At 35.3% G+C, this 22342-nt stretch carries 20 protein-coding genes and 1 pseudogene; 20 read left to right on the top strand and 1 reads right to left on the bottom strand.

What is annotated here, in order from left to right; translation table 11 throughout:
- Nucleotide 1 precedes the first annotated feature (1 nt).
- The 13 genes and pseudogenes from rpoZ to BN2144_RS16155 all read left to right on the top strand — a co-directional run bounded on the left by rpoZ (nt 2) and on the right by BN2144_RS16155 (nt 14124).
- Complete coding sequence (rpoZ, locus tag BN2144_RS16210) at nt 2-217, top strand: DNA-directed RNA polymerase subunit omega (RefSeq protein ID WP_033829273.1); 216 nt, start codon at nt 2-4, stop codon at nt 215-217.
- A gap of 189 nt (nt 218-406) precedes the next feature.
- Nucleotides 407-1612 (top strand): bifunctional phosphopantothenoylcysteine decarboxylase/phosphopantothenate--cysteine ligase CoaBC, encoded by a 1206-nt coding sequence (gene coaBC / locus BN2144_RS16205; RefSeq protein WP_407638045.1) that lies wholly within the window; start codon nt 407-409, stop codon nt 1610-1612.
- Entirely contained in the window at nt 1609-4026 is a 2418-nt protein-coding gene (gene priA / locus BN2144_RS16200) for a primosomal protein N' (protein WP_033829271.1), read from the top strand. Before coaBC ends, priA begins: the two co-directional genes overlap by 4 nt.
- A gap of 22 nt (nt 4027-4048) precedes the next feature.
- Nucleotides 4049-4999 (top strand): methionyl-tRNA formyltransferase, encoded by a 951-nt coding sequence (fmt, locus tag BN2144_RS16195; protein WP_033829270.1) that lies wholly within the window; start codon nt 4049-4051, stop codon nt 4997-4999.
- On the top strand, nt 4992-6332 hold the full coding sequence (gene rsmB / locus BN2144_RS16190; RefSeq protein ID WP_033829269.1) for a 16S rRNA (cytosine(967)-C(5))-methyltransferase RsmB: 1341 nt from the start codon (nt 4992-4994) through the stop codon (nt 6330-6332). Before fmt ends, rsmB begins: the two co-directional genes overlap by 8 nt.
- Before the next feature lie 70 nt (nt 6333-6402).
- On the top strand, nt 6403-7158 hold the full coding sequence (locus BN2144_RS16185) for a Stp1/IreP family PP2C-type Ser/Thr phosphatase (protein ID WP_033829268.1): 756 nt from the start codon (nt 6403-6405) through the stop codon (nt 7156-7158).
- On the top strand, nt 7158-9125 hold the full coding sequence (pknB, locus tag BN2144_RS16180) for a Stk1 family PASTA domain-containing Ser/Thr kinase (protein WP_033829267.1): 1968 nt from the start codon (nt 7158-7160) through the stop codon (nt 9123-9125). The genes BN2144_RS16185 and pknB overlap by 1 nt, the downstream gene beginning before the upstream one ends.
- A gap of 177 nt (nt 9126-9302) precedes the next feature.
- Nucleotides 9303-10190: a ribosome small subunit-dependent GTPase A gene (gene rsgA, locus BN2144_RS16175; protein WP_033829266.1), complete on the top strand. Its 888-nt coding sequence runs from the start codon at nt 9303-9305 to the stop codon at nt 10188-10190.
- Nucleotides 10187-10849, top strand: coding sequence for a ribulose-phosphate 3-epimerase (gene rpe / locus BN2144_RS16170; protein ID WP_033829265.1), 663 nt, complete (start codon nt 10187-10189; stop codon nt 10847-10849). The genes rsgA and rpe overlap by 4 nt, the downstream gene beginning before the upstream one ends.
- Nucleotides 10846-11499, top strand: coding sequence for a thiamine diphosphokinase (locus BN2144_RS16165; RefSeq protein ID WP_033829264.1), 654 nt, complete (start codon nt 10846-10848; stop codon nt 11497-11499). The genes rpe and BN2144_RS16165 overlap by 4 nt, the downstream gene beginning before the upstream one ends.
- Before the next feature lie 129 nt (nt 11500-11628).
- Complete coding sequence (spoVM, locus tag BN2144_RS19335; RefSeq protein ID WP_139017922.1) at nt 11629-11709, top strand: stage V sporulation protein SpoVM; 81 nt, start codon at nt 11629-11631, stop codon at nt 11707-11709.
- A 347-nt stretch (nt 11710-12056) separates the two neighbouring features.
- Nucleotides 12057-12299, top strand: a pseudogene (locus tag BN2144_RS16160) (transposase); the annotation flags it as partial.
- Between the two features lie 163 nt (nt 12300-12462).
- Entirely contained in the window at nt 12463-14124 is a 1662-nt protein-coding gene (locus BN2144_RS16155) for an IS1182 family transposase (protein ID WP_230199692.1), read from the top strand.
- Between the two features lie 41 nt (nt 14125-14165).
- Here BN2144_RS16155 and rpmB read toward each other — a convergent pair whose 3' ends face one another.
- Nucleotides 14166-14354 carry a 50S ribosomal protein L28 gene (rpmB, locus tag BN2144_RS16150; RefSeq protein ID WP_033829262.1) on the bottom strand — a complete coding sequence of 63 codons (189 nt, stop codon included), beginning with the start codon at nt 14352-14354 and terminating at the stop codon, nt 14166-14168.
- Between the two features lie 205 nt (nt 14355-14559).
- On the opposite strand from rpmB, the gene BN2144_RS16145 reads away from it, so the two are divergent.
- The 7 genes from BN2144_RS16145 to plsX all read left to right on the top strand — a co-directional run bounded on the left by BN2144_RS16145 (nt 14560) and on the right by plsX (nt 22323).
- Entirely contained in the window at nt 14560-14922 is a 363-nt protein-coding gene (locus BN2144_RS16145) for an Asp23/Gls24 family envelope stress response protein (protein ID WP_033829261.1), read from the top strand.
- Nucleotides 14923-14939: 17 nt separating this feature from the next.
- Nucleotides 14940-16610 (top strand): DAK2 domain-containing protein, encoded by a 1671-nt coding sequence (locus BN2144_RS16140; protein WP_033829260.1) that lies wholly within the window; start codon nt 14940-14942, stop codon nt 16608-16610.
- A gap of 273 nt (nt 16611-16883) precedes the next feature.
- Nucleotides 16884-17546 carry an L-serine ammonia-lyase, iron-sulfur-dependent subunit beta gene (gene sdaAB, locus BN2144_RS16135; protein ID WP_033829259.1) on the top strand — a complete coding sequence of 221 codons (663 nt, stop codon included), beginning with the start codon at nt 16884-16886 and terminating at the stop codon, nt 17544-17546.
- Nucleotides 17547-17581: 35 nt separating this feature from the next.
- Nucleotides 17582-18466: an L-serine ammonia-lyase, iron-sulfur-dependent, subunit alpha gene (sdaAA, locus tag BN2144_RS16130; RefSeq protein WP_033829258.1), complete on the top strand. Its 885-nt coding sequence runs from the start codon at nt 17582-17584 to the stop codon at nt 18464-18466.
- Complete coding sequence (recG, locus tag BN2144_RS16125) at nt 18463-20517, top strand: ATP-dependent DNA helicase RecG (RefSeq protein WP_033829257.1); 2055 nt, start codon at nt 18463-18465, stop codon at nt 20515-20517. The genes sdaAA and recG overlap by 4 nt, the downstream gene beginning before the upstream one ends.
- Nucleotides 20518-20761: 244 nt before the next feature.
- On the top strand, nt 20762-21343 hold the full coding sequence (gene fapR / locus BN2144_RS16120) for a transcription factor FapR (RefSeq protein WP_033829256.1): 582 nt from the start codon (nt 20762-20764) through the stop codon (nt 21341-21343).
- Nucleotides 21340-22323: a phosphate acyltransferase PlsX gene (plsX, locus tag BN2144_RS16115; protein ID WP_033829255.1), complete on the top strand. Its 984-nt coding sequence runs from the start codon at nt 21340-21342 to the stop codon at nt 22321-22323. Before fapR ends, plsX begins: the two co-directional genes overlap by 4 nt.
- Nucleotides 22324-22342: the final 19 nt, after the last annotated feature.

Here is a 22342-nt window from a genome sequence, read left to right as displayed (position 1 = left end):
TATGTTATACCCATCAATAGATTCTTTATTAAACAAGGTTCACTCAAAGTATTTACTTGTAACAATTGCATCTAAGCGAGCTCGGCAATTGCAGGATACAAATGACTATCAGTTGAGTGAATATCAGTCAAATAAAAATGTCGGTAAAGCATTAGAAGAGATACATGGTGATGTTTTAATGCTAGATGGCGAATCAGAAAATAGAGTAGAGGAATAAATATAATTTGATTAAACCCAACACAGCAAAGAAAGCAGTCGGTTAGCCGATTGCTTTCTTGTCTTTTAAGAAGTAGTTTGAGGGAAGGGTTTCACGATATTATTATAATTACATAGATTTATGATATTATTGTACCAGGAACGTTAACGGAAAATGAGCTCATATGTTAGATGAGAGAGAGGGAATATGATGGAAAAGGTACTATTATGCGTAACAGGTGGAATAGCTGTTTATAAGGCAATAGCATTAACAAGTAAGTTAACGCAAAATGGATATGATGTTAAAGTAATGATGACTGAAAATGCAACAAAATTCGTTACTCCATTATCTTTTCAAGCAATTTCAAGGAATGAAGTTTATACAGATACGTTTGATGAAAAGGACCCAAATAAAATTGCTCATATCGATTTAGCAGACTGGCCGGATTGTATTATTATTGCACCAGCGACTGCTAATATTATCGGGAAATTAGCGAATGGAATTGCTGATGACATGGTATCTACAACGCTATTAGCAACAACGAAGCCAGTACTAATTGCCCCGGCTATGAATGTTCATATGTATAGTCATCCAGTCGTTCAAAGCAATATGGACAAACTTAAATCATTTGGATATAACTTTATCGAGCCTGGTGAAGGTTATTTAGCATGTGGTTATACTGGAAAGGGACGGTTAGAGGAACCTGAAAATATAGTGGAGTATGTAAAGAAATTTTTAACTAGAAAGCAGAAATCATTTTTAAAAGGCAAACGAGTATTAATTACTGCTGGACCAACAAGAGAAAGAATTGACCCGGTACGTTATTTGTCAAATTTTTCATCAGGAAAAATGGGGTATGCAATTGCTGAAGTGGCAAATAATCTTGGGGCAGAAGTAACATTAATTACTGGTCCAGTCAGTTTAACACCGCCGAACAATGTAAATATCGTTCGAGTGGAAAGTGCAGAAGAAATGTTCGAGGCAACAATGAAACATTTTTATGAAGCAGATATAGTTATAAAATCAGCTGCGGTAAGTGATTATCGACCAAAGGAAATAAAAAACCAAAAGATTAAAAAAAGTGATGATGGACTTGTGATTGAATTAGAGCGAACAAAGGATATTTTATTTGAGCTAGGAAAGAAAAAGACGCACCAGTTTTTAATCGGTTTTGCAGCTGAGACCAACAATGTTGATGAATATGCCAAAAAAAAATTAATAAATAAAAATGCTGATATGATTGTAGCTAACAATGTTACAGAGGAAGGTGCGGGGTTTGGGACAGACACGAATATTGTGACATTTTTTAAAACAGATAATGAGAAAAAAACCTTTCCCAAACTAACGAAACATGAAGTAGCATATGAAATTTTAAAAGAAGCACACGTAAGTATGGAAAAGGGCGGTATGGAATGAAAAAAATTGCAAGTGTAATAGTAGATGTGCCGGTCTTGCAAATAGATCGGCCATTTGATTTTCTTATTCCAGATGATTTATGCGACCACTTAGAAAAAGGGATGAGGGTGATTGTTCCTTTTGGAAATCGGCAGGTTCAAGGGTTTGTTGTAAATATAAAGGAAGAAACAGAAGTGGTAGAACTTAAGGAAATAATTGAACCAATGGATATCGAACCAGTATTAAATCCTGAATTACTGGAGTTAGGTGAATATATTGCAAATGAAACATTGTGCTTGAAAATTTCTGCCTATCAAGTCATGCTTCCACCGGCATTAAAAGCTAAGTATGATAAATTTTTAACATTAGATGATGAAAAAAGGATGGATCAATTTCCTAGTGAGTTAAAAAAATTATTTAATCAGAAGAAAAAAGTAAACTGGAAAGATGCAGAGGAAGTTGTGTCAACATCATATCTTTATCGACAAGCCCGTTTAGGATTATTTCATGTTAGTTACGAAATTAAAGACCGGGGCAACAAAAAGAAAAGCATTTACTTTACACCGTCACTAAATAAACAAGATTTTCTCAAGAAATTCGAGCAATTGAAAATTACTGCACCTAAACAAAAACAAGTGATTAATTATTACTTAGAAAATTTCGGTCCTAGTACGGTAAAACAAGTGGAGTCATTCGTTTCTAATCCCCGTCCAACGTTAAATCAACTAGAAAAAAAGGGTTTATTAAAGAAGGAAGAATATGAAGAATATCGTGATCCTTATAAGCATCGAGAATTTAAACAAACAATGCCACTTCCTTTAACAGAAGAGCAAGAAAAAGTAATAAAACCGATTCTCAATTCGATGGATCAAGTTTCTCATCAAGTTTTTCTTTTACACGGGGTGACTGGTAGTGGAAAAACAGAAGTATATTTGCAATCGATTGATCGTGTCATAAAAAAGGGAAAAGAAGCGATTGTTTTAGTTCCAGAAATTTCACTAACCCCACAGATGGTTGAAAGATTTAAAGGTAGATTTGGAAATAATGTTGCAGTATTACATAGTGGTTTGTCATTAGGAGAAAAGTATGACGAATGGCGAAAAATTCAACGGAAAGAGGTGCAAGTTGTTGTCGGTGCAAGGTCGGCAATTTTTGCTCCTTTTGAGAATATCGGAATAATTATTATTGATGAAGAACATGAAACTAGTTATAAACAAGAAGATTCCCCACGTTATCATGCTCGGGAAGTTGCCATTTGGCGTGGCAAAACACATCGATGTCCTGTAATATTAGGGAGTGCAACCCCTTCATTAGAAACTTACGCTCGTGCCCAAAAGGGAGTTTATCAATTATTGACAATGGCAAAGCGGATGAATCAATCACACTTACCTGTAGTGGAAATTGTTGATATGCGAGAAGAATTAAAAGCAGGTAATCGGTCGATGTTTTCAACACAATTAGTAGAAAAAATGAAAGATCGTATTGAGAAGTCCGAACAGATTGTACTCATGTTAAATCGGCGGGGTTATTCCTCTTTTATTATGTGCCGAGATTGTGGTTATGTAATGAAATGTCCAAATTGTGATATATCTCTAACCTATCATAAAGTCACAAATCAAGTGAAATGTCATTATTGTGGCTTTGAAGCAAGAACACCAAATGTTTGTCCAGAATGCGGAAGTAATCATATTCGCTTTTTCGGAACTGGAACACAAAAAGTCGAGGAAGAGCTAGGTAAAATACTGCCTGAAGCCCGGGTCATTCGGATGGATGTGGATACAACGAGTAGAAAAGGTTCTCATGAGAAACTATTAACAGCTTTTCAAGAGCAACGTGCGGATATATTGCTTGGTACACAAATGATTGCTAAAGGTCTTGATTTTCCTAATATTACATTAGTAGGAGTGCTATCAGCAGATAGTTCCTTACATTTACCTGATTTTCGCTCCAGTGAAAAAACATTTCAATTATTGACACAAGTAAGTGGTCGTGCTGGGCGTCACAAATTACCTGGAGAGGTTTTTGTTCAGACATATACACCTGAACATTATAGTGTGCAATTTGCTAAACAACATGATTACTTACAATTTTACAGATATGAAATGATAGTTAGAAAAAGGGGCCAATATCCACCATTTCATTATTTAGCTTTAATTCATGTTAGTCATGAAAATTTACAATATACGTATTCAGTTGCAGAAAAAATAAGCTCCTTTTTACGTAACCAACTTTCCAATGGAACTATTGTTTTAGGCCCTGCAGCATCACCTATAATTAAAATCAAAAATAGATATCGCTACCAGTGTTTGGTAAAATACAAAGTTGAACCGAATTTAATACCAACATTTAAAAAAATCATAGAACATTTTCATGAAGAGCAATTAAAAAAGAACTTGACGATATCAATTGATTTAAATCCATATTCAATGATGTAAAAAGAAATGAGGGTATTCGCAGATGACAAAAATCGTTTTTATGGGTACACCAGATTTTTCAGTACCTATCTTACAACAAATAATTAAGGATGGATACGACGTAATTGGTGTTGTAACTCAACCAGATCGTCCAGTAGGTAGGAAACGAATCATAACTCCGCCACCAATTAAAGTAGAGGCGGAAAAACATGGGATTCCAATTTTTCAACCAGAAAAATTAAGAAGTGAGAATGCCATTCAGGAAATTTTGAATTTAAATCCTGATTTAATTATTACTGCTGCGTACGGTCAAATTTTACCAAAAGAGCTTCTTGACGCTCCAAAACATGGTTGCATAAATGTTCATGCCTCGCTACTTCCAGAATTAAGGGGAGGTGCCCCTATTCACTATGCTATTATTGAGGGGAAAAGACAAACAGGTATAACAATTATGTATATGGTTGAAAAATTAGATGCGGGAGATATATTAACTCAAACTGTTGTACCCATTGATGAGAAGGATACGGTTGGAACTTTACATGACAAATTGAGTATTGCTGGTGCTAAATTATTAAGTAATACATTACCAAGACTTATTGAAGGGGAAATTACACCCATTAAACAGAATGATGAAGATGCTACATTTGCTTCTAATATTAAACGTGATCAAGAAAAAATTGATTGGAATAATCGAGGGGAAGACATTTATAACCAAATTCGTGGACTCAATCCATGGCCGGTTGCCCATACCACATTAGACGGAAGAACATTAAAAGTTTGGTGGGGAGAAAAAATAGTTGATAAAAGTACAAAAGATAAACCAGGAACGATTATTTCAATTGAAAAAGACGGTTTTATTGTTTCTACTGGTGATGATACGGCAATAAAGATTACTGAATTACAACCTGCAGGTAAAAAACGAATGTTTGCTGAGCAATTTTTACAAGGGAACCATGATTTGTTAGGTAAAAAGTTGGGAGGAAATAATGAGTAAAACAGTACGTGAAGCTGCACTAGAAATTCTTGAAATTGTTGAAAAAAATGGTGCCTATAGCAACTTACTATTAAATACAACGATAGAAAAAAATAAATTTTCACATGTAGATGCGAATCTTCTTACAGAACTATGTTATGGAACATTACAAAGAAAAATTACGCTTGATTATTTCATTGAATCTTTTATAAAAAAACAGAAACGTATAGATCTTTGGGTTCGACAACTATTGCGTCTTTCTGTTTATCAAATGGTTTACTTAGATAAAATCCCAGATCATGCTATTATAAATGAAGCTGTCAAAATTGCAAAAAAGCGTGGCAATAAAGGAATTAGCGGTTTTGTTAATGGCGTTTTACGTACAATTCAACGACAAGGGGTTCCATCTACTAGTTTAATTAAAAATCCAATAGAAAAACTATCCATCGAAACGAGCCACCCAACTTGGCTTGTAAGTAGGTGGATTGACCAATATGGATATGAGAAAACGAAAGCTATGTGTGAAGAAAATTTACAAACAGCAAAACAAACAGCACGGATTAATCTTGAAAGAACGGATTTGGATGGAATTTTAGAAAAGCTCGCATCGGAAGATTTTCTAGTAGAGCAGAGTTCTTATGTTCCAGTTGCTATAAAGGCAAAAAAAGGGAACTTAGTGAAGTCAAAAGCTTTTCAAGAAGGATATATTACGATTCAAGATGAGAGTTCGATGCTTGTCGCCTATGCTGTTGACCCTAAAGAAGGGGAACGAATATTAGATGCATGTGCGGCACCGGGTGGTAAAACAACACATATGGCAGAAAGAATGAAAAATAAAGGTGAGATTGTTGCACTAGATTTACATGATCATAAAGTAAAATTAATTATTGAAAATGCAACGAGATTAGGCCTATCAAATATACGTGCAAGACAGATGGATAGCCGTACAGTAACGGATCACTTTGAAAAAGAATCGTTTGATCGCATTCTGATTGATGCTCCATGTTCGGGATTAGGTGTTTTAAAAAGGAAACCCGATATAAAATATACGAAAACAGAACAAGATATAATCAATTTAACAAGAATTCAATCGCAATTATTAAACAACGCAGCAACATTATTGAAAAACGGTGGTACTTTAGTCTATAGTACATGTACCGTTGATAAAGAAGAAAATCAGCATCTTATCCGTAACTTTTTACAAGAACATCCGGAATTTCAAGGTGATGAATCGTTACTAAATCGTATACCTAAAGCAATAAAACCATTTGTAAATCAATTTGAAATCGAAATTTTGCCTCAAGATGTAAAAAGTGATGGTTTTTATATTGCATGCTTAAAAAAGAAAGTGTAACTTTTGTATTAGAAGGATAAATAAATTAATAGGTATACGGAGGAAGAAGCATGACAATTGAGGTGAAATTATGAAAGTTGTCTGTCGTACAGATCGAGGTAAAGTTAGAAACCATAATGAAGACCATGTTGGTATTTTTACAGATAACGACGGGAATTCACTCGCTGTCGTTGCCGATGGGATGGGAGGACACCTTGCTGGTGATGTAGCTAGTAGGATGACAATAGAATTAATACAACAGTTATGGGAAACCGACCAACCGAAAATTACCACTGCCGAGAATGCAATCGAATGGTTTACGAATTCAATACAAATGATTAACGAAAAAATTTATCATTATGCAAATGAGAACCCAGAATGTAAAGGAATGGGCACGACATTCGTTGCCGCCCTTTGTACTGAAAACTTCGTAACTGTTGCCCATATTGGTGACAGTAGATGTTACATACTAAATAGCCATGGGTTTCAACAATTAACAGATGATCACTCTTTAGTTAATGAACTTGTGAAAAGTGGTCAAATTTCGAAAGAGGATGCTGAACATCACCCACGAAAAAATGTATTACTTCGAGCATTAGGAACGGAACCTGCTGTTCAAATCGATACAGTGACAGTTGAACTAGAAGTGGGAGACTACATTATATTATGTACAGACGGTTTATCGAATAAAGTATCTGATTCAGAAATTAAAGAAGTTTTAAAAACCGAACAAGATTTAGCTGAAAAAGCTGATCGACTTATTCAAATGGCCAATGATAATGGTGGAGAAGATAATATTACACTGGCGATCATTTATAAGGATCATCTGAAAGCAGGTGATGACTAATGCTCATTGGTAAAAGAATCAATGATCGTTACAAGATTATCAAATTCGTTGGTAGCGGTGGAATGGCTAATGTTTATCTTGCTCGTGACATGATTCTTGATAGAGATGTCGCGGTCAAAGTATTACGCCTTGATTTCGCTAATGATGATGAACTTATTCGTCGTTTTCACCGTGAGGCACAATCAGTGACAAGTTTAGTACATCCAAATATTGTTAATATTTTTGATGTTGGTGAGGAAGATAATATTTATTATATAGTGATGGAATATGTTGAAGGAGAAACATTAAAGCAATTTATTCAAAATCACTTTCCGATTCCAATTGAAAAAGTAGTGGATATTGCGTTACAAATTACGTCTGCAATTAGTCATGCACATCAAAATAATATTATTCATCGGGATATTAAACCGCAAAATATTCTAATTGATAAAAAGGGAAATGTAAAAATTACGGATTTTGGTATTGCTGTTGCATTAACATCAACTACAATTACTCAAACAAATTCGGTATTAGGTTCTGTTCACTATATTTCACCAGAACAAGCCCGGGGAAGGTTAGCAACAAAAAAATCAGATATTTATTCTTTAGGTATTGTCCTATTTGAGTTGCTTACAGGACGACTCCCTTTTTCAGGGGAATCAGCCGTCTCTATTGCACTAAAACATTTACAATCTGAAACGCCTCACCCTAGAAATTGGAATCCTTCGATACCACAAAGCATTGAAAATATTATTTTAAAAGCAACCGCAAAAGATCCGATTTATCGATACAACGATGTAGAAGAATTAAGAGAAGATTTATTAACTTGTTTAGAGCCTGATCGACTCAATGAACCGGCATTTGTATTACCAGTAGATGAAGAAGCGACAAAAGTGCTTCCAGTTATTAAAGAGCCTAAAAATGTAGAAGAACCGATTCAAAGCGAGGCAATGAAAGAAAAAGAAAAGAAAGTAAAAAACGAAAAGAAGAACAATATTAAGAAAAGTAAAAATGATAAAAAGAAGAAAAAGAAGAGATGGCCTCTTGTACTAGTTTTAATTTCTCTTTTCATCATTTTGTTCGGGGTTCTATTAGTAACAACCGATATATTTGGAAGTAAAGACGTAGAAGTGCCTGATGTTAGAAATATGAGTTTAGAAGACGCCATTGATACATTAGAAAAGGCGAAATTTGATATTGGTGAAACAATCAAACAGCCAGATGATGAAATTCAAAATAATTATGTGATTAAGACAAATCCGAAAGCTGGTAGAATGAAAGTACAAGGTACACCAGTTACTATTTATGTTAGTACAGGGAAAAAGACGATTACTTTGGACGATTTTCGTGGTAAGCAACTCGATGATGTGGAAAAGACACTAGAGGAAGGTTCTATTAAGTTTAAAAATATAGAAATAAATGAAGAATATAATGAACGTGAAGCTGGAACAATAATTGATCAGGATCCGGCTCCGAATGAAGAAATTGTACCTGAAGATACAGTATTAGTTCTTACTGTAAGTAAGGGAGTAAGAACATTTTCTTTAGCTAACTTATCGAATTATACAATGGATGAATTAAAAAAATATGCAGAATCTAATGGAATTAATATTAACGTTACTGAAAAGTATCATGACACGGTGCCTGAGGGACGTGTGATAAGTCAAAATAAAAAGCCAGGAACTGCATTGAAGAAAGGTACAACGGTTGAAGTTGAAATATCAAAAGGAAAAGAAGAAATACCTCCAAAAACCGTTACAATCGATATTTCAATTGTCTATACTGGTAATCCAGAGGAAAATCAGTCACAACATGTTCAAATTTTTATTGAGGATATGAATCACCAACTTTCTGAGCCTTATGATACGTTTGATATGACTGAAACGACGAGAAAACGATTTGATTTAGTGATTCAACCGAATTCCAGTGCTCGGTATAAAGTAGTTGTTGACGATCAAGTTGTTCAAGATCAAGTTGTTCCTTATTAATATTTATCGGCTTTTAAATATTGTTTTCAAGTAATTAATTTTAGACAATAAATGATTTAAATCTTATATAGTACGATATAGGTGATTAATAGCAGTACTTTTACGACGAGATTTACTAATCCTCAATCAATATGAACATATAACATCTAGGTGACTATTAATTAAAAGGGTGATGCTATGCCGGAAGGAAAGATTATAAAAGCATTAAGTGGTTTTTATTATGTTAAAAGTGAGGATGGAATATATCAATGCCGTGGTAGAGGAGTTTTCCGAAAAAATAAAATCACACCATTAGTAGGAGATGATGTTGAGTTTCTTGCTGAAAATAATAAGGAAGGGTATATTCTAGAAATTAAAGAGCGGCAAAATGAATTAATTCGGCCACCTGTAGCAAATGTTGATCAAGCAATATTAATATTCTCTGCAAAAAATCCAGACTTTAATTCTGCATTACTAGATCGCTTTTTAGTATTAATTGAATCGAATCACATACAACCTGTTATAGTCATTACTAAAATGGATTTAACTGAAGATAGCGACGTAGATGTGATTGAAAAATATGTTCATGACTATGAATCAATAGGCTATCAAGTAGTAGTCACATCTTCAAAAAAAGGAGATGGAATGGATCAAATTACGCCGATTTTAAAAGACAAGATATCGGTTTTTGCTGGACAGTCAGGTGTCGGAAAATCGTCTCTACTCAATGCACTTCGACCAGAGCTTGAACTTGAAACTAACGCAATTTCAAAACACTTAGGAAGAGGAAAGCACACGACAAGACATGTGGAATTAATAGAAATAGCCGAGGGCCTAGTTGCAGACACACCTGGATTCAGTTCACTTGATTTTAAAAATATTGAGCTAGAAGAGTTAACCTTTTATTTTCCAGAAATGAAGACCCGTATTAATGACTGCAAATTTCGGGGTTGCCTGCATGTAAAAGAACCTGGTTGTGCAATTAAAGAAGCTGTTATAAAAGATGAGATAAAAACATATCGCTATGAACACTATTTATCCTTTTTAGAGGAAATTAGACAAAGAAAGCCGAGGTATGAAAGATGATAAAAATTGCACCATCAATTTTATCAGCAGACTTTTCAAAGTTAGGCCAAGAAGTAAAAGATGTTGAACAAGGAGGGGCGGATTATATACATATTGATGTAATGGATGGACAATTTGTCCCTAATATAACAATCGGACCATTAATCGTTGAAGCAATCCGTCCGGTTACTTCTTTGCCATTTGATGTTCATCTAATGATTGAACATCCAGAGAACTTTGTACAACATTTTGTGAATGCAGGAGCTGATATCATTTCTGTACATGTAGAAAGTTGCACTCATCTACATCGAACGATTTATCAGATTAAAGAGTCAGGTATTAAGGCAGGTGTTGTTCTAAATCCAGCAACACCGGTTGAAATGGTTCGTGATATTTTACAAGATATTGATCTTGTTTTGCTAATGACTGTAAACCCAGGTTTCGGTGGCCAATCATTTATTCCAAATGTTTTAAATAAAATTGATCAAATTAAGCGGTGGAAAGATGAGTTAGGATTGTCTTTTGAAATTGAAGTAGATGGAGGAATTAACGCTGAAACAGCCAAGCTTTGTATAGAGCATGGTGTTGATGTGTTAGTGGCGGGTTCCTTTATATTCAATAACAAAGACCGGAAACAAGCAATTAACTTAATTCGCGCAGTAGAAAGTGATTATCAATGATTGTCCATATCGTTGCAGGCGGACCTGAATTTTATCTACCTAATTTGAGTGAATATAAAGAAGAGGGAGATATTATTTGGGTTGGTGTGGATCGAGGGAATATTCATTTATTAAATTACGGATTCATACCAGATATAGCGGTTGGAGATTTTGATTCCATTACAGCTGAGGAATATGACCTATTAAAAGAAAAAAATATAAATATTGAAAAACATCCTCCTGAAAAAGATGAAACGGATATGGAATTAGCTCTAACTCTTGCATTTTCATATAACCCGAATAGAATACGAATCTTTGGGGCAACTGGTGGAAGATTGGATCATTTTTTAGGTAACTTGTTTTTTCTAATAAATTTAAAGGAAAGAAATGAACATATAGCGTTTGAAATGATTGACCGAAAGAACTTAATTGAAGTTAAGCAACCTGGAACGTATAAAATAAAAAGACTCCCAGATAAGCAGTATATATCCTTTATTCCAATTACAAAGAATGTAGAAAATTTGACGCTAGATGGTTTTAAATATCCATTAAATAATCGTCATATTTTCTTTGGTTCAACACTATGTATAAGTAATGAACTTATTTATAATTATGGTACTTATTCATTTTCAAAAGGCATATTATTAGTAATAAGAAGTAATGATTTATAGAAAAACAAGCCTATTTTTTTATTGAATTGTACTTTTCGGATATATCGAGAATATTATATGAATATATTCGGATAGTCGCCTGAATGAATATGGAATCCAATGTTTTTGTAATTGGGGAGGGAATGTTCAGTGAAATTTTACACAATTAAGTTACCGAAATTTCTTGGAGGTTTTATACGTGCAATACTGGGGACATTTAAAAAAGATTAACACATATTGACAAGTATTTGAAGCCTTTGTTAATGTTTAGCAAAGGTTTTTCTTTTGTATATAAAGAATAAAGAAAACTCACGGCTTAAGCCTTTAGGCGAAACGAAAAACTAGAGTTCGCTTGATAAGAAAGAGAGTTGTGTTTTTCGGCTTTGATCTAGCTGCTAGAGCCTTCCTATTAGCTAAAAAGAGGCTGGGACAAAACTCCAGTAAAATAAAAATTAAGGCGTTGGAGCTTACACTAAAAAGTGTAGACCCAACGCCTTTTTTGTCACAATTCTAGTAAACAAAAAGGGCACCTTTTGATAAAATTAAAGTGACGAAACAATAATTTTGGAGGTGCCCTTATGTTTAAACATTATAACATGAATCAAGTAGTTTTACCGCTAAATTTAGAAATTAAGTTGAAAGAAAACGATATTGCTTTTGCGATCAATGATCTTGTCGAGAGTATTCCCGAAGAAGCTTTCGAGGACTTCATACGACAAACCGGCCGTCCCGCGTATCATCCTCGTATGATGTTGAAAGTCATTTTGTGTGGATATACGCAATCCGTGTTTTCCGGCCGTAAAATAGAAGCTTTATTACAGGNAATGAGACTGGGACAAAACTCCAGTAAAATAAAAATTAAGGCGTTGGAGCTTACACTAAAAAGTGTAGACCCAACGCCTTTTTTGTCACAATTCTAGTAAACAAAAAGGGCACCTTTTGATAAAATTAAAGTGACGAAACAATAATTTTGGAGGTGCCCTTATGTTTAAACATTATAACATGAATCAAGTAGTTTTACCGCTAAATTTAGAAATTAAGTTGAAAGAAAACGATATTGCTTTTGCGATCAATGATCTTGTCGAGAGTATTCCCGAAGAAGCTTTCGAGGACTTCATACGACAAACCGGCCGTCCCGCGTATCATCCTCGTATGATGTTGAAAGTCATTTTGTGTGGATATACGCAATCCGTGTTTTCCGGCCGTAAAATAGAAGCTTTATTACAGGATAGTATCCGCATGATGTGGCTGGCTCAAGGACATGAACCTAGCTATCGCACCATCAATCGCTTCCGTTCTAATCCACTCATTGAAAACATCCTACGTGAATGCTTTGTCCAGTTCCGAAATCAGCTCGTGGAAAAGGAATTGATTGAAGAGGAAGCCATTTTTATTGATGGTACAAAAATTGAAGCAAACGCAAATAAGTTCACCTTTGTATGGCGGAAGTCCATTGAAAGATATAGTGATAAGCTAATTGAAAAGTCCAATCAACTGTATGATGAGCTGCTAGAGAAGGAGATCATCCCAGCAATAGAGCGAGAAAAGGAAGAGGAACTTTCCGTCAAAGAAATGGAAGAAGTAGTCGAAAAGTTAGACGAGAAAATCGAGGAATATAATAAAAAGATTGAAGTATCTGAAGTTGGGAGTGAACGGAAAAAGCTCCGTTCCGAACGCAAATTACCCATACAATCTCGGAAGCAATGGATGGATTACATTACTCGCAAACAAAAGTATCAAAACGATATGGAGATTTTCGGTGATCGCAATAGTTACTCAAAGACGGACCCAGATGCGACGTTTATGCGCATGAAGGACGACTACATGAAGAACGGTCAATTGAAAGCTGGTTACAATGTCCAAATTGCGACGGAAGGTCAATATGTGCTCGCTTACGATGTTTTCCCAAACCCGACCGATACACGCACTTTAATTCCTTTTCTCGACACGATTGAAGAAAACTTTTTCGAGCTTCCGGAATTCATTGTCGCGGATGCAGGATATGGTAGCGAACAGAATTATGAAGATATCATCGAGAATCGAAATCGAACGCCACTTATTACATACAATCAATATCGAAAGGAGAAGAAAAAGAAGCATAAGGACAACGCTTTTCATGTAGATAATTGGGAATATAATGAGGACGAAGATACTTTTCTGTGCCCAAATGGTCGGAAAGTACGATTTAGCCATCATTCCAAACGAACAGACAGGTACGGATTCACCCGTGAATTTAAAGTGTACGAGTGTGAGGACTGTTCGGATTGTCCACTCCGCGATTTATGCACGAAAGCAAAAGAAGGGAACAACCGAAAAGTCTACATAAATGAAAAGTGGGAGTCCCAAAAAGAATATGTACGTACGAAGCTTTCAGACGAGAAAACTGGTGAAATTTACGGAAAACGTAAAATTGATGTAGAACCAGCGTTCGGTTTTCTGAAGGCTAATTTAGGTTTCACTCGTTTTTCCGTCAGAGGAAAACAGAAAGTGAAAAATGAATTAGCCTTTGCGTTGATGGCGGTGAATATGAGAAAAGTCACCGCCATCAGCGGTAAAATAGTGACGAGAAATGGAAAAACCCCACAAAAAAGGTTCCAAGCAAATTTTTTATTGCCTGGAACCTTTTTATATACTACTTTTGGCTAGTTATGTCCCAGCCTCTTTTGCTTAATTTTTTATCATACAATTTATACGCGTTCAACTTTGCCTGATTTTAAAGCACGTGCTGAAACGTATACACGTTTTGGTTTTCCGTTAACTAAAATACGTACTTTTTGAAGGTTTGCGCCCCATTTACGACGGTTAGCATTCATTGCGTGAGAACGTGCATTTCCAAAAGTGGCTTTTTTACCTGTAACAACGCATTTACGAGCCATAGTTGTCCCCTCCTTACAAAACACAAATCGATTGTATAACATACTAAAATACTTTAACATACAAAACATATTTATGCAACAAAATAAGAAAGTACTTGACAGATTGTTTCAATTCACGCTTATATTATAAGGGAACTTGTCTTTTAAATTAAGGATTGTTATAGTAAAATAAATCTAGCAGGATTCCGAAAAGGGGGAACATAACATGTCCATTGAATTACAAACGAATTACGGACATATTGAAATTTCAAACGAAACGATTGCTCAAATTTGTGGTGGTGCTGCTGTAGATTGTTATGGTATTGTAGGAATGGCATCCAAAAATCAAATTAAAGACGGTATTTCTGAAATCCTTCGTAAAGAAAATTATTCAAAAGGTGTTATTGTACGTCAAGAAGATGGATTTATCCACATTGATATGTATATTATCGTTGGTTATGGAACGAAAATTTCAGAAGTTGCTCATAATGTTCAATCAAAAGTGAAATATGTTCTTGAACAAACAATAGGTTTAAAAGCTGATTCAGTTAATATATTTGTCCAAGGTGTTCGGGTAACGAACCCGTAAGTAAGGAGGAAAAATTAGTGTCTATTACTACTATAGATGGACTACGATTTGCAGAAATGATTTTCTTCGGAGCAAATCATTTATCTAAAAATGCGAAATATGTAGATTCTTTGAATGTATTCCCGGTACCAGATGGTGATACAGGTACGAATATGAATTTATCTATCCAGTCAGGAGCAAAAGAAGTTAGGGAAAATGTCAATCCCCATGTCGGGAAAGTGGGACAAGCTTTATCCCGTGGATTATTAATGGGTGCTCGAGGAAATTCTGGTGTTATCCTATCCCAATTATTTCGTGGCTTTGCAAAATCTATTGAAATAAAAGAAACGTTAAATGTAGTAGATTTTGCGAAAGCGTTAAATGATGGGGTTACGACTGCATATAAAGCTGTAATGAAACCAGTTGAAGGAACAATACTTACCGTTGCGAAAGATTCAGCAAAAAAAGCATTAGAAATTAGTGAAACAACAACAGATCTAACTGTCTTATTGGAAGAAATTGTAAAAGAGGCACATGCTTCCTTAAAAAGAACACCGGAACTGCTACCTGTTCTTAAAGAAGTTGGCGTAGTTGATAGCGGTGGACAAGGTCTTGTTTTTGTTTATGAAGGGTTTCTATCCCAATTAAAAGGGGAAACAATTGACGAAACACAAACGCCAGAAGTATCAATGGATCAACTTGTAAAAAAAGAACATCATAAGAGTGTTCAAAGCTTTTTGAACACGGAAGATATCGTATATGGTTACTGTACTGAGTTTATGGTGAAATTTAAAGACGATAAACTTAAAGTAAATCCTTTTTCAGAAGAGAAATTCCGCCTGGATTTAAGTGAACTCGGTGATTCTTTGTTAGTTATCTCAGATGAACAAGTTGCTAAAGTACATATCCACACAGAACAACCAGGGGCTGCTTTATCGTATGGACAAAAATATGGTGAATTAATCAACTTAAAGATTGAGAATATGCGTCAACAACATACAACGATTCTTGAACATGATGAAGCGCTTAATGTAACTGCAAAGAAAGCTCCAGCTGAATATGGAGTTGTTGCTGTCTCTATGGGTAGCGGGATTCGCGACTTATTTAAAAGTATCGGGGCAGAAGTTACCATTGAAGGCGGACAAACAATGAATCCAAGTATCGAGGACATTGTAAAAGCAGTAGAGCAAGTAAATGCAAAAAAAGTTTTTATCTTACCGAATAACAAAAATATCATTTTGGCTGCAGAGCAAGCACGCGATGTGTGTGAGCAACAAGTAATAGTCATTCCGACGAAAACTGTCCCTCAAGGACTTGCTGCATTATTAGCATTTAACCCAAGTGTTGATGTTGAGAAAAATGAAAAGGCAATGATTGAGGCGTTAAAAAGCGTTAAATCAGGGCAAGTGACATACGCAGTACGTGATACGAATATCGATCAACTGACGATTAAAAAAGATGATTTTATGGGAATTTATGAAGGGACGATTATTGTATCGAATCGTGACTTGTTAGAAACTACGACTGAGTTATTAAAACAATTGTTAGATGATGATAGTGAAATTTTAACAGTTATTAAAGGGGAAGAAGCGACAATGGAACAAACTGATCGTGTAATTAAGTTTGTTGAAGAACATTATCCAGAAGTAGAAATAGAAATGCACGATGGGAAACAGCCACTATACCCGTTTATTTTTTCTGTTGAATAAATTAGATACCAAATAGATTCGTTTTATTCGTATACATCAACTTTGATTGATATAAGCTCGCCAGTTGGCGGGTTTTCTTTATTTTAAGGAGTAAATAAACATTGGATACGAAAGCTTTAATATATTATTATAAGAGAAGTAGATAATATTTATGCACTCGAGATTTGCATAGGCTTCATCATTCTTTTTCCCATGAAAGTACAAAATGAATATTAACGATTTATAGAATTCTCATTTGAGACATGACTATACGATTTTAAAGGGGGATTTTCAATGAAATTCCGAAGTGTATTTGATATTATTGGTCCAGTAATGATAGGCCCATCTAGTTCTCATACGGCAGGGGCACTTCGTATTGGTCGAGTTGCTCGAGGTTTATTTGGTAAACAGCCGAATTGGGCAAAAATCTATTTATATGGCTCGTTTGCAGAAACTTACCGAGGTCATGGAACGGATGTAGCAATCGTAGGTGGCTTACTTAATTTTGATACATTTGATGAACGAATAATTGATTCATTCACGATAGCTAAAAATCAAGGATTAACTTATCAATTTTTAATCGAGCAGGATAGACCGGAACATCCAAATACAGCGAAAATAGTTATTGGGAATGATCAAGAACAAATAGAAGTTGTCGGTATATCTGTTGGTGGAGGAAAAATTGAAATAGCCGAAATTAACGGTTTTAAATTAAAATTAACGGGTGAGCACCCAGCAATTGTGGTCGTAAATAATGATCGATTCGGTTGTATTGCTAATGTCGCACATATAATGGCAAAACATAAGATTAATATAGGTCATATGGAAGTGTCTCGAAAAGAAAAGGGAAAATTAGCATTGATGGTATTAGAACTTGATGAAAATGTTGATGAAACGCTAATGGCGGAAATTTCTGCCTTACCAAATATATTACAAGTTGCAAGAATAGTAGAGTAACATCTAAGAATTACTTATACAGAGGGGGAAATATAATGCTATTTACAACTGTACGTGAACTAATTGAATTGGCGGAAAAAGAAAATAAAAAAATTAGTCAAATAATGATTGAACAAGAAATACTTGTGACTAAAAAAAGTCGTGATGAAATTGTTGCTCAAATGGATAAAAATCTTCAAGTAATGGAAAAAGCAGTTGAACGTGGTTTATCAGGTGTTAAATCTCAAACAGGATTAACAGGTGGTGATGCTGTCCTTCTTCAAAACTATATTGAAAAGGGAAATCATTTATCAGGGAATCTTTTATTAAATGCGGTAAGTATGGCTGTTGGAACGAATGAGGTTAATGCAGCTATGGGGAGAATTTGTGCAACACCAACAGCAGGTAGTGCTGGCGTTGTTCCAGGGACTTTATTTGCGGTAAAAGAAAAATTAAACCCTACTCGTGAAGAAATGATTGAATTTTTATTTACAGCAGGTGCTTTTGGATATGTAATTGCAAATAACGCTTTTATTTCAGGTGCAGCTGGTGGATGCCAAGCAGAGGTTGGATCAGCTAGTGGTATGGCTAGTGCAGCGATTGTTGAAATGGCCGGTGGGTCACCAAGGCAATCAGCAAATGCGATGGCGATTACTTTAAAAAATATGCTTGGCTTAGTATGTGACCCCGTTGCAGGTTTAGTTGAAGTTCCTTGTGTGAAAAGGAATGCCATGGGTGCTGCGAATGCTATGGTTGCAGCAGATATGGCACTTGCTGGGGTTGAAAGTAAAATTCCTTGTGATGAAGTAATTGAAGCTATGTTTCGCGTGGGTAGAATGATGCCATCTTCACTAAGAGAAACTGCACAAGGGGGGCTTGCAGTAACCCCGACAGGTTTAAGACTACAAAAGGAAATTTTCGGTGGGGGAGAATCGCGGTGAATAATGTATTAAATCAACCTGTTAGTGTAATAAGAGGAATTGGTCCAGAATCTGAACAATTGCTAGCCGAGTTGAAAATTTTTACTATTCACGACTTATTAATGTACTTTCCTTATCGTTACAATGATAATCGCATTCGTAACTTAGCAGAAGTAGAACACGAAGAACGGGTAACTGTTGAAGGTATCGTAATAAGTGAGCCGTTATTAACTTATTATGGCAGAAAAAAATCCAGATTAATGATAAGAGTGATGGTGGGCGAATACGCGATAACGGCCACCTTTTTCAATCAGGCCTATGTGAAAAGTAAAATAAACATTAATGATCAAATTACTATAACAGGTAAATGGAATCGACATCGCCAGCAAATTACAGTTCATTCATATACATTAGGATCTTTAGAAAACTCGAAAATTACAGATTTTGAACCAGTATACTCCGTAAAAGGCGATTTAACTGTTAAGGGTATCAAAAGGTTCATTCTTTTGGCTTACAATCAGTTTAGTCAGTATATTCATGAGACGTTACCAAGAGACTACATAAAACGGTATCGGTTATACTCTCTTAAAGAGGCAATTCGAGCATTACATTATCCACAAAATACAAACGATCTTAAACAAGGAAGACGAAGAATCGTTTATGAAGAATTTTTATTATTTCAATTAAAAATGCAGGCGCTGAGAAAATTTGAACGGGAACATCAAAAGGGGACGACCATTGACTACGATAACAATCTGTTGAAAAAATTTATCGCTTCATTGCCATATCCACTAACAAATGCACAAAAACGTGTCATTGCCGAAATTTTGAAAGATATTAAATCGCCATATCGTATGAATCGCTTATTACAAGGGGATGTGGGATCAGGGAAAACGGTGGTAGCCGCCATTTGTTTATATGCTGCAGTGACGGCAGGGTATCAAGGCGCATTAATGGTCCCTACTGAAATTTTAGCGGAACAACATGCGGAAAGCTTTCAAGCTATGTTTGAATCATTTAATATTAATGTTCAATTATTAACAGGTTCGACAAAGAAAAAAGAACGGCAGGAAATATTAGCCGGATTACTTGATGGAACGATTTCTATTATTATTGGCACCCATGCCCTTATCCAAGAAGATGTTAACTTTAAAAACTTAGGGTTAGTCATTACAGACGAACAACACCGCTTTGGAGTTGAGCAACGTCGCGTTTTACGAGAGAAAGGTGAATATCCAAATACATTGTTTATGACTGCAACACCAATTCCGAGAACATTGGCAATAACTGTATTTGGAGAAATGGATGTATCAATCATTGATGAAATGCCAAAAGGAAGAAAGCCAATTCTAACTCACTGGGCTAAACCAAAAATGCTTGACCGTGTTTTAGCGATGATGGAAAAAGAATTAAATTTGGGAAGACAAGCATATGTTATATGTCCCTTAATTGAAGAGTCAGATAAGTTAGATGTGCAAAATGCTATCGATGTTTATGCTCAACTTGTTCATTATTTTCAAGGACGTTTCCAAGTTGGTCTTATGCACGGAAGATTAAATGGAGAAGAAAAAGAATTAGTCATGAGACAATTTAGTGAAAATAAAATTCGAATTCTTGTAGCAACTACAGTTGTTGAAGTAGGTGTCAACGTTCCAAATGCAACGATGATGGTAATATATGATGCAGAACGCTTTGGTTTAGCCCAATTACATCAATTACGGGGAAGGGTTGGTCGTGGTGATCAACAATCGTATTGTATTTTACTTGCTGATCCTAAGTCTGAAGTAGGCAAAGAACGAATGAAAATAATGACTGAAACTACAGATGGTTTTAAATTAAGTGAAAGGGATTTAGAATTACGCGGACCTGGTGACTTTTTTGGAAAAAAACAAAGTGGATTGCCAGAATTTAAAGTAGCAGACATGGTACATGATTTTCGTGCGCTTGAAACGGCACGACAAGACGCCACTTACTTAATTGAATCATCATCATTTTGGAAAGAACAAGAATTTGCGTTTTTACGAAAATATATTCAAGAATCAGGTGTGATGAACGGGGAGAAATTAGACTGAACAGTTATATCTTTTGAAAATTTTCCTTGCATTCTTATTTCCCCTTATATATACTACTATTAGTACCTAGTCATAGTAGTTCTGTTATGAAGTATATATAAAAATGGAATTAATAAAATTAGAGCCTTCAGGTAAACGAGGAGACTAGAGTTCGCAGAGAGTTCTTCGGCTTTGATGTAATACTGCTAGAGCCTTCCAATTAGATAAAAACAGAACTAAAAAATATGTGGAGCATTGTTAAGTTATGAGACCGAATAAAAGAGATAGACAGCGATTATTAAAAGAAACTATTAATGAGAATCCGTTTATAACAGATGAAGAATTAGCTGAAAAATTTTCCGTTAGTATTCAAACGATACGATTGGATCGTTTAGAACTAAATATTCCAGAGTTGCGCGAAAGAATAAAAAATGTTGCCCAAAAAAATTTCTCTGAAGAAGTACGCTCACTACCAATAGAAGAAATAATTGGAGAAATTATTGATATCGAATTAGATGAGCAGGCTATTTCAATTCTAGATATAAAGAAGGAGCATGTTTTTAAGAGGAATGGAATTGCTCGAGGGCATCACCTTTTTGCACAAGCGAACTCACTTGCAGTTGCGGTTATTAATGATGAGCTTGCATTAACTACAAAAAGCCATATCCGCTTTATCCGCCAAGTAAAACTAGGTGAACGGGTAATTGCAAAAGCAAAAGTGCTAGAGAAAGAGACAAAAAAAGGAAGAACTGTAGTTGAAGTTCAAAGTTTCGTAAACCAAGAATTAGTATTTCAAGGTGAATTTTATATGTATCGTTCAAAAACAGGAGAAGGTGAACAAAAATGAATATAGCAATTGATGCAATGGGCGGAGATCATGCACCTGAAGCAATCATTAAAGGAACGATGAAAGCAATCGAAAATTTCCCTGACCTTCATATTACTCTAGTAGGGGACGAAAAAAAAATCAAAACTCATTTAACGAAATCAGAGCGAATAACTATTATTCATACGGATGAAGTTATTTCTGGAGAGGACGAACCAGTTCGTGCTGTACGAACGAAAAAAAATGCTTCAATGGTTTTAATGGCGAAAGAAGTTGCTGAAGGTCGTTCAGAAGCCTGTATTTCAGCTGGAAACACTGGAGCCCTAATGGCTGCTGGATTATTTATTGTCGGTCGAATAAAAGGTATTGAACGGCCCGCTTTGGCTCCTACATTACCAACCATTAACGGGACAGGGTTTTTATTACTTGACGTCGGAGCAAATGCTGATGCAAAACCAAATCATTTATTACAAAATGCGTATATGGGGTCAATTTATAGTGAAAAAGTTCGGGGAATTAAAAATCCAAGGGTAGGATTATTAAATATTGGTACCGAATCAAAGAAAGGAAATGACTTAACGAGACACGCGTATGAGCTATTAACAGATGCGAATTTAAACTTTATTGGAAATGTTGAAGCTAGAGAACTAATGAATGGCGTTTGTGATGTTGCTGTTACAGATGGTTTTACAGGAAATATGGTTTTGAAAACGATAGAAGGTACGGCTATGTCTGTTTTTAAAATGGTAAAAGACGTATTAATGAGTAATATGAAAACGAAAATGGCAGCCGCGGTTATTAAGCCAGATTTAGTGAAACTTAAAGATAAAATGGATTATTCAGAGTACGGCGGAGCCTCTCTTTTCGGAATACAAGCACCAGTAGTAAAAGCACATGGTTCATCTGACGAAGCGGCCATATTTCATGCAATTCGTCAAGCAAGAGATATGGTAATGAGTGAAGTTCCTACGAAAATTGCGGAGGCAATCGTTATTAAATAATTCCCACAATTAAAATGAT

It is taken from the genome of Bacillus andreraoultii, from assembly GCF_001244735.1.
Taxonomy (GTDB): Bacteria; Bacillota; Bacilli; order Bacillales; family Caldibacillaceae; genus Caldifermentibacillus; species Caldifermentibacillus andreraoultii.
This window is presented reverse-complemented; position numbering and strand designations above follow the sequence as displayed.